General features: G+C 49.3%; 11 protein-coding genes. 10 read left to right on the forward strand and 1 reads right to left on the reverse strand.

Annotated elements, in window-relative coordinates:
- On the reverse strand, positions 1-446 hold a 446-nt coding region (locus tag J1785_RS04305; protein WP_217218886.1), incomplete at its 3' end, for a phage repressor protein CI.
- Positions 447-587: 141 nt separating this feature from the next.
- Between J1785_RS04305 and J1785_RS04310 the strand changes: the two genes are divergently transcribed.
- From J1785_RS04310 to J1785_RS04355, 10 genes are all read left to right on the forward strand, one after another.
- Complete coding sequence (locus J1785_RS04310; RefSeq protein WP_153375769.1) at positions 588-809, forward strand: regulator; 222 nt, start codon at positions 588-590, stop codon at positions 807-809.
- A 32-nt stretch (positions 810-841) separates the two neighbouring features.
- Positions 842-1,351 (forward strand): phage regulatory CII family protein, encoded by a 510-nt coding sequence (locus J1785_RS04315; RefSeq protein ID WP_217218887.1) that lies wholly within the window; start codon positions 842-844, stop codon positions 1,349-1,351.
- A 9-nt stretch (positions 1,352-1,360) separates the two neighbouring features.
- Positions 1,361-1,564 carry a phage filamentation protein Fil family protein gene (locus tag J1785_RS04320; protein WP_217218888.1) on the forward strand — a complete coding sequence of 68 codons (204 nt, stop codon included), beginning with the start codon at positions 1,361-1,363 and terminating at the stop codon, positions 1,562-1,564.
- A gap of 2 nt (positions 1,565-1,566) precedes the next feature.
- Entirely contained in the window at positions 1,567-1,893 is a 327-nt protein-coding gene (locus J1785_RS04325; RefSeq protein ID WP_217218889.1) for a hypothetical protein, read from the forward strand.
- Between the two features lie 7 nt (positions 1,894-1,900).
- Positions 1,901-2,332, forward strand: coding sequence for a hypothetical protein (locus J1785_RS04330; protein WP_217218890.1), 432 nt, complete (start codon positions 1,901-1,903; stop codon positions 2,330-2,332).
- Between the two features lie 73 nt (positions 2,333-2,405).
- Positions 2,406-2,681, forward strand: a complete 276-nt coding sequence (locus J1785_RS04335; RefSeq protein WP_217218891.1) for a DUF2732 family protein — start codon at positions 2,406-2,408, stop codon at positions 2,679-2,681.
- Positions 2,678-3,481, forward strand: a complete 804-nt coding sequence (locus J1785_RS04340) for a Dam family site-specific DNA-(adenine-N6)-methyltransferase (RefSeq protein ID WP_217218892.1) — start codon at positions 2,678-2,680, stop codon at positions 3,479-3,481. Before J1785_RS04335 ends, J1785_RS04340 begins: the two co-directional genes overlap by 4 nt.
- Positions 3,482-5,635: a replication endonuclease gene (locus J1785_RS04345; RefSeq protein WP_217218893.1), complete on the forward strand. Its 2,154-nt coding sequence runs from the start codon at positions 3,482-3,484 to the stop codon at positions 5,633-5,635.
- 102 nt (positions 5,636-5,737) lie between these two features.
- Positions 5,738-5,920, forward strand: coding sequence for a hypothetical protein (locus J1785_RS04350; RefSeq protein ID WP_217218894.1), 183 nt, complete (start codon positions 5,738-5,740; stop codon positions 5,918-5,920).
- An 80-nt stretch (positions 5,921-6,000) separates the two neighbouring features.
- On the forward strand, positions 6,001-6,216 hold a 216-nt coding region (locus tag J1785_RS04355; protein WP_217218895.1), incomplete at its 3' end, for a hypothetical protein.

The raw sequence follows: 6,216 nt of genomic DNA on the forward strand, positions 1-6,216 counted from the left end.
GTTTTTAGAGTGACCATGCCATCAATATTTATTACCCATTGACCATCGACTACTTCAGTATAATTTTTTTCCGCTATAAAATATGAAGAATCTGATATGTAAATGTGCGGTTTTCTAATTGATGTAGAAAGCATCGCTTTATCATAAAAAAAGAAACTGCTATCGATAAGTTTACCATCTGAAATTTTACTGGTCGGAATTCGGACAATATCTTGAACGTTATTGCGGTTACTATTTCCTTCGCCAGTACACAGCCATTCGAGAGAAACGTTAGTTTCTAATGCACATTGAATTACCCACTCTGCTGGAAAGATATCTCTCATGAATCTTGTCGCAAGGGTACTTTTTGATACACCTAGATGATCACACAACATCTGGCGTGTTGAGAATCCATAAGCCTCAACAAGTCTCAAAATTACTTGCTGCCCGCCTGTTTTAAAATCCATCAAGTTCGCTCCAGAGAACAAAAATCAATTGACAGATTCCCAAAGCGATCTTAATGTCCGCCATGAAGTTCGATTTGGGAAACTTCACTTGTAATCACTATTAATTACGGCTCGCCACAAGCCAAAAGGAGATGTTGCCCCATGAGACCTAACATTTCAATCACTCTGATCACCCCGCACGTCACAATTGAACGCTATAGCGAACTCACTGGTTTAGCAGAGGATACGATCAACGACATGCTAGCTGATGGACGTTTACCACGTCACCGCTTGCGCAAAGACATGAAGCGCGAAAAAGTGATGATTAATATCGCCGCTCTAACAGTAGATGCGTTATCAGAATGTGACCTTTCGGTTGCTTAGTTCGATATTGCAATATCGTTGAGGTCATAGCCATGTTTGATTACCAAACTTCGATACATCCGCATTTGGACACCGCTTGCCGCCGTTTCTCTTTGGCTCACAACCTTACTGAGTTGGCGGCGGTTATCGGCATTTCTGCCCAAGTGTTACGCAACAAACTGAATCCAGAGCAGCCCCACCGGTTAACAGTAAACGAACTGATATTACTGACGGATATCACAGATGATTCGGCGGTTCTGGATGGTTTGCTGGCACAGCTGAAATGTTTACCTGCAGTGCCGGTGAATGAAGCGAAGCCAGATAATTTATCAATGCACACCTTAAGTGCCACGGCCGCAATCGGCGTTATTGCCGGTGAAGCCATTTCCCCTGCGCCTATGACGCAATCACGTAGAAACGCCATTTTAGACCGAGCCAACCAGGCGATCCGCGATCTGTCCTTGCTCGTTGTGTCTGTTGAGTCGCGTTTTCACACAACGCCTGTGCTGGCATCCGCAATGGACGTAATCAGTTCATGCGGCGTCATGCCTGGCCTGAACTGAGACTATTCGATGAAAGTTTTCGCACAACTACTAAAGCAACAATCGCCAACGGCTCAACTGCAAAGCTATGGCCACGGTTGGCTTGAACTGCCAAATGGTCAGCGCTGGCAACCGGCCGCAAGCAAAGTGGCGTTTCTAAGTGGTTGCCGTCACCCGATGGTGATGATTAGGCGCCGCCCTTGGTGGTTCCGCCTGATGGGATTAAGGGGGTAAGCATGGAACAGCAATTGCCGAAATGGATTAGTGAAGCCCGAAAGATGATTTCAGGCACGGAAAACCGGGTGAAAAATTATTGGGAAAATCTTCCAGAAGATGAACGCCGCGATCTCTGTTTCCTCTCCCAGTTGAAAAGCCGCCATGTGAAATGTGCCTGGAACGATTTGACCGAGGCGGAAAAAATCGCGCTGTGGCAGGGCGTTTTGAAGGTCAGAAAAATGCAGCAACAAACCCGTTTGCTGACGCCGGAGGATTTCAAAGGCGTTGTTGTTTGCAGTGTTAGCCGTCGAGCTGACGAACAAAAAATTTCAAATCCGATGCACTGAGGGAAGTATGAAAATTATCACCGTAGACGAAATTGGTTTGATCGAATCATTCGCAGCTTTTGGCGTTAAGTTCAATTACAGCCGTTTATTCCTGAGTAAATGCAACGTGTCAAAAGGCCGCGTTGCGCTGACGCCTTTCATGTTCAATGACACGGTTCACCTTGATAACCCGCACCAATGGTTTGCGGCTAATGCTGCGTTTTGGGTTCGCGCCTACCGTGAGTCTGAAACGTTGGTCGAACAAGTCGAAACAATGGCCAGCATTCGCGCCCTGTATTTTTTGGCCGGTTCTTTGGGGCAAGGTCATGCTCATGCGCTGATCAGCACCTGGTTTGTTACGACCAAGGAATTGCACGGCATGGGGGCGCTTAACCTGTCACCGCTTGCGCCGCTTCCTAAAAAATACGAAACAACGATTTCCCCGCTTAGTTTTCATTAATTAAATCTTTCGAATGCCCACGGCTTCCGTCAGGTTGCCGGGGTTTCTTGCTGCCAAAATTTGGAGTTGTTCCATGAATCTATCCCGAAATGATCGCCCGAAACGCGCGCCAGTGCTGCGAGATTTTGACCAGTCATCACCGGCTTATCAGGACTCTGAACGCCTGGCCAGCATGTTGAAGAACGCCCGCGAAGAAACAATGGTGGATGCAGCTATGAAATATTCCGGCCGCCTGGATCGGCTGGCGTCTCATATTGTGAATGAAGGGTTCAGTGCTGCTGAAATCGTTGAACTGTTACGCCAGGAATCAGAACAGTTTGCCCGCGCTGGCCAGGGCGGTGCTTTGTGAAAACTGTCTTGAAATGGGCTGGTTCAAAAGTCCGCATTATCGAAAAGCTAAAGGTGTATTTACCCGCTGGAGAGCGGCTTATTGAGCCGTTTGCAGGATCCTGCGCGGTGATGATGAATACGGATTACCCGGCTTATTTAGTGGCTGATGCAAACCGCGATCTGATCGATATGTACAAGCTGATTGCAGAACAACCGGCCGCGTTCATCCAGACGGCTGAGGCGCTGTTTGCAACGGGAAACACTGAGGCGGAATATTACCGTTTACGCTTTGCGTTCAACTCCAAACCGGCCGGTGATAAAGACCGCGCCCCGCTTTTTCTCTACCTAAACCGCCATTGTTTTAACGGGTTATGCCGGTACAACAAAAATGGCGAATTCAACGTTCCTTACGGCAAATACAAAAAGCCGTACTTTCCAAAAGTTGAAATCCTGGCATTCGCTGAAAAAGCCAAGCTGGCTACGTTCCTTTGTGGGAACTACAGCGAGGCATTGAAAGCCGTGCAAGCTGGGGACGTGGTTTATTGTGATCCGCCGTACCTCACAGAAACAGCCAATTTTACCGCTTATCACTCTGTTGGATTCGGGCATGAAGAACACGGCCGGTTAGCCAGGAGTGCACGCCGTTTGGCTGGCCGTGGCGTGCCGGTGGTCATTTCTAACAGTGATACAGATATGGTGCGTTATCTCTATAAAGATTTTTCCATCAATAAAATCACCGCGCCGCGCAGTATAGGAGCGGCGGCCGGCAGCATCAAAACTGCCCAGGAGGTGATTGCAACCGTGGCGTGGGATTGCTGAATGGCATCTTTTGTTAACGGCCAGCATCATGAAACCCGCCAGTGGCAGCAAGAGCAATTTGCCCCTGGCGCACCTGATGAAATCAGCCTGACCGAGCGGCAGTTATGGCACCTGAATAAAGCCGATCATGATTGGCGTGCGGAGTATCTTGGCGAAATGCCGGATTTCTTGGCACGCTATTTTGGCGATCGATATAGCAAATTATTGGAGGGTGGCCATAACGGCCGCCGCCGTGCCAATACGTTTTTACGCACTACGGTGGGTAAGAGCGTATTGCCACGTCTACGCAATGTCTGCGAACAGTACACGACAAAACACCAGGCTGCGGGGGTGATCCCTTTCCCGTTCCTGGCTGACCTTGAAAAACTCCCTACCTTTGGGCGTGATGAAGTGCGTAATCTTGCGCACCGCGTCGCTGATTTTATGTCTGAGTCATTTACCGATTTTATTGATCTGGCTTTTGACGGCGCAGCTGCTGATCAGAAAGAAATGACGCGCCGCACTTTTGCCACCTTTGAGCACCTGGGCAAGTTGGCCAAAATGGCCGGTATCACGCCGCCATACTGGCAGCAATTTCTTTCAGGTCGCACTTTCACAACCCGCACCGCGGAATCCGGTTTATTGCGCATGGTGGCACCGGAGTGGTGGCGTACTAAGTTGAAGCGCCGCCGTGATCTGCAGCGTGAGCATATGGCCATTGCCGTTGGCCAAGTTCAAAAGGCGGCATCGGCTTACGTCAGCCGTTCCACGCAAGGGGAATGGGTGGAGCAAAAGAAACGTAACCGGGAGTTTTTTAAATCGTGTGATCTTCAAAATCAGGAGACGGGGGAACGTCTTTCCCTGGCTGACATGGTGGACGGCAGCAACGCTAACCCGGCAAAACGTCGCTGCGAACTGATGGTTCGTATGCGCGGGTTTGAAGATTTGGCCACTGAAATGGGGATGGCCGGAGAGTTTTACACGATCACCGCGCCGTCAAAATATCACGCCGTGCACAGCAAAGGCGGGTTTGTGTCTCAGTGGAACGCGGCCAGCCCGCAGCAAACGCAAAAATACCTTTGCGGCGTATGGGCAAAAGCCCGCGCTGCGTTTTCCCGCGCCGGGATCCACGTCTTTGGTTTTCGCGTAGTCGAACCGCATCACGACGGGACGCCGCACTGGCACATGCTGCTGTTCATGCGGCCGTCAGACGTGGCCGAGGTGCGGGATATTCTCTGTTATTACGCCCGCCGCGAAGATTCCGAAGAACTGCAATCCGCACACGCGCTTAAGGCGCGTTTTCACGTTGAGCCTATCGATGAAGAAAAGGGCAGTGCTACGGGCTATATCGCTAAATACATTTCTAAAAATATCGACGGTTACGCCCTGGATGGTGAAACGGATGAAGAAACCGGCGAAAACCTGAAAGACATGTCCAAGGCGGTATCTGCCTGGGCAAGCCGCTGGCGGATCCGTCAGTTTCAGCAAATCGGTGGCGCGCCGGTAACGGTCTGGCGTGAGCTGCGCCGTATGCGTGATATCACCCTGGAAAACAAATCTATGGATGCGGTGCTGGCTGCGGCGGATGTGGGGTGCTGGGCATCCTATACTCAGGCACAGGGCGGGGCGTTGGTGGCGCGTCGTGATCTGGTTGTGCGCCTGATGTATGAAATCACTGAATGCGGCAATGAATACGGGGAAGCTGTTCAGCGTATTCAGGGGGTTTATTCGCCGTTATCGGGTCAGGAATCAGAGGTATTAACGCGCCTGGTTAAGTGGGCGATTGTTCCGAAGTTGGCCGACAGCGCAGCGGAGGCTGCTTTTTCTGGCGGCATCGCCGCCCCTTGGAGTTCTGTCAATAACTGTACTCAAAGTACGATCACCGAGTTGAAAAAAGGCATCGGTATTCAGTCCCAGGATGCTGGCCAGATGGCCAAAGCGCTGGCCAGGGGCAATATCGTACCGCTGGATCGGGAAACCGAAATGCAATTAGTGGGTAACCGGCTGGTGATCAGACGACGGAAAGCATATTGCAAGGAGTGTGGGGAGGTTATCACGCCTGAAAATGAGTCATTCGATTCACCTGGCGTGTGCTGGGTGTGCGCTGATGGTCATGTTTTGCTGGCCGATCAGAGTGATGCCGCTAACCGGGCGTTTGAGGTGTTAGGCATTTAATGCAAGGTAAAAACTCGCAAATGCACGCTCAGTTTGCTTTTATTCTGCAATATTTTGAGATACTGTGTATTCATACAGTTTTTTTGTTAGGGAGGTTGAGGAATGCGAGATTTATTTTTTGAGACGCTCGCGGTGCAGCGGATGGCGTTGATGTCTCGTTTGGTATCTACAGGGGACTGTGGCCAGGAAGATAAGGAGATTGCTATGGGTTGGATTGCTGAACTAAGTGCTGATTTGCTTGAAGTAATGAATGATTCAGATTCTAAACGCGCTAAAAATAATTAAGTTGTAGTTAAGTAAACTTTTGGTATTTTAGTGCTTAATAGATAAGGATTCCGAATCCATTATTATCAATAGGAAACTGTATGTCTGCTACTGATTGTCAATTCGATTATAAACAATACCAACGAATGTTTCATCCTAAGTTACCTGAGATCTGTGTTTATGTGTCTCAGATTAAGCGTATTTCAGAGTATGAGTTACAGAGGATGTTTAGAGTCAGTAAAGCCGATGTTCCTTATATTTATCACGCTCTATTGTTAATGGGTGTTATAGAGTTAGTCGAAGGTGGAATAGACTAT

Origin of the sequence: Rahnella perminowiae, assembly GCF_019049755.1 — a bacterium.
Lineage (GTDB): Bacteria > Pseudomonadota > Gammaproteobacteria > Enterobacterales > Enterobacteriaceae > Rahnella > Rahnella perminowiae.

What these genes read in the sequence shown, in the direction of transcription:
- J1785_RS04310 (WP_153375769.1), top strand. Translation starts at nt 588, where the DNA reads ATGAGACCTAACATTTCAATCACTCTGATCACCCCGCACGTCACAATT.
- J1785_RS04315 (WP_217218887.1), top strand. Translation starts at nt 842, where the DNA reads ATGTTTGATTACCAAACTTCGATACATCCGCATTTGGACACCGCTTGC.
- J1785_RS04320 (WP_217218888.1), top strand. Translation starts at nt 1,361, where the DNA reads ATGAAAGTTTTCGCACAACTACTAAAGCAACAATCGCCAACGGCTCAA.
- J1785_RS04325 (WP_217218889.1), top strand. Translation starts at nt 1,567, where the DNA reads ATGGAACAGCAATTGCCGAAATGGATTAGTGAAGCCCGAAAGATGATT.
- J1785_RS04330 (WP_217218890.1), top strand. Translation starts at nt 1,901, where the DNA reads ATGAAAATTATCACCGTAGACGAAATTGGTTTGATCGAATCATTCGCA.
- J1785_RS04335 (WP_217218891.1), top strand. Translation starts at nt 2,406, where the DNA reads ATGAATCTATCCCGAAATGATCGCCCGAAACGCGCGCCAGTGCTGCGA.
- J1785_RS04345 (WP_217218893.1), top strand. Translation starts at nt 3,482, where the DNA reads ATGGCATCTTTTGTTAACGGCCAGCATCATGAAACCCGCCAGTGGCAG.
- J1785_RS04350 (WP_217218894.1), top strand. Translation starts at nt 5,738, where the DNA reads ATGCGAGATTTATTTTTTGAGACGCTCGCGGTGCAGCGGATGGCGTTG.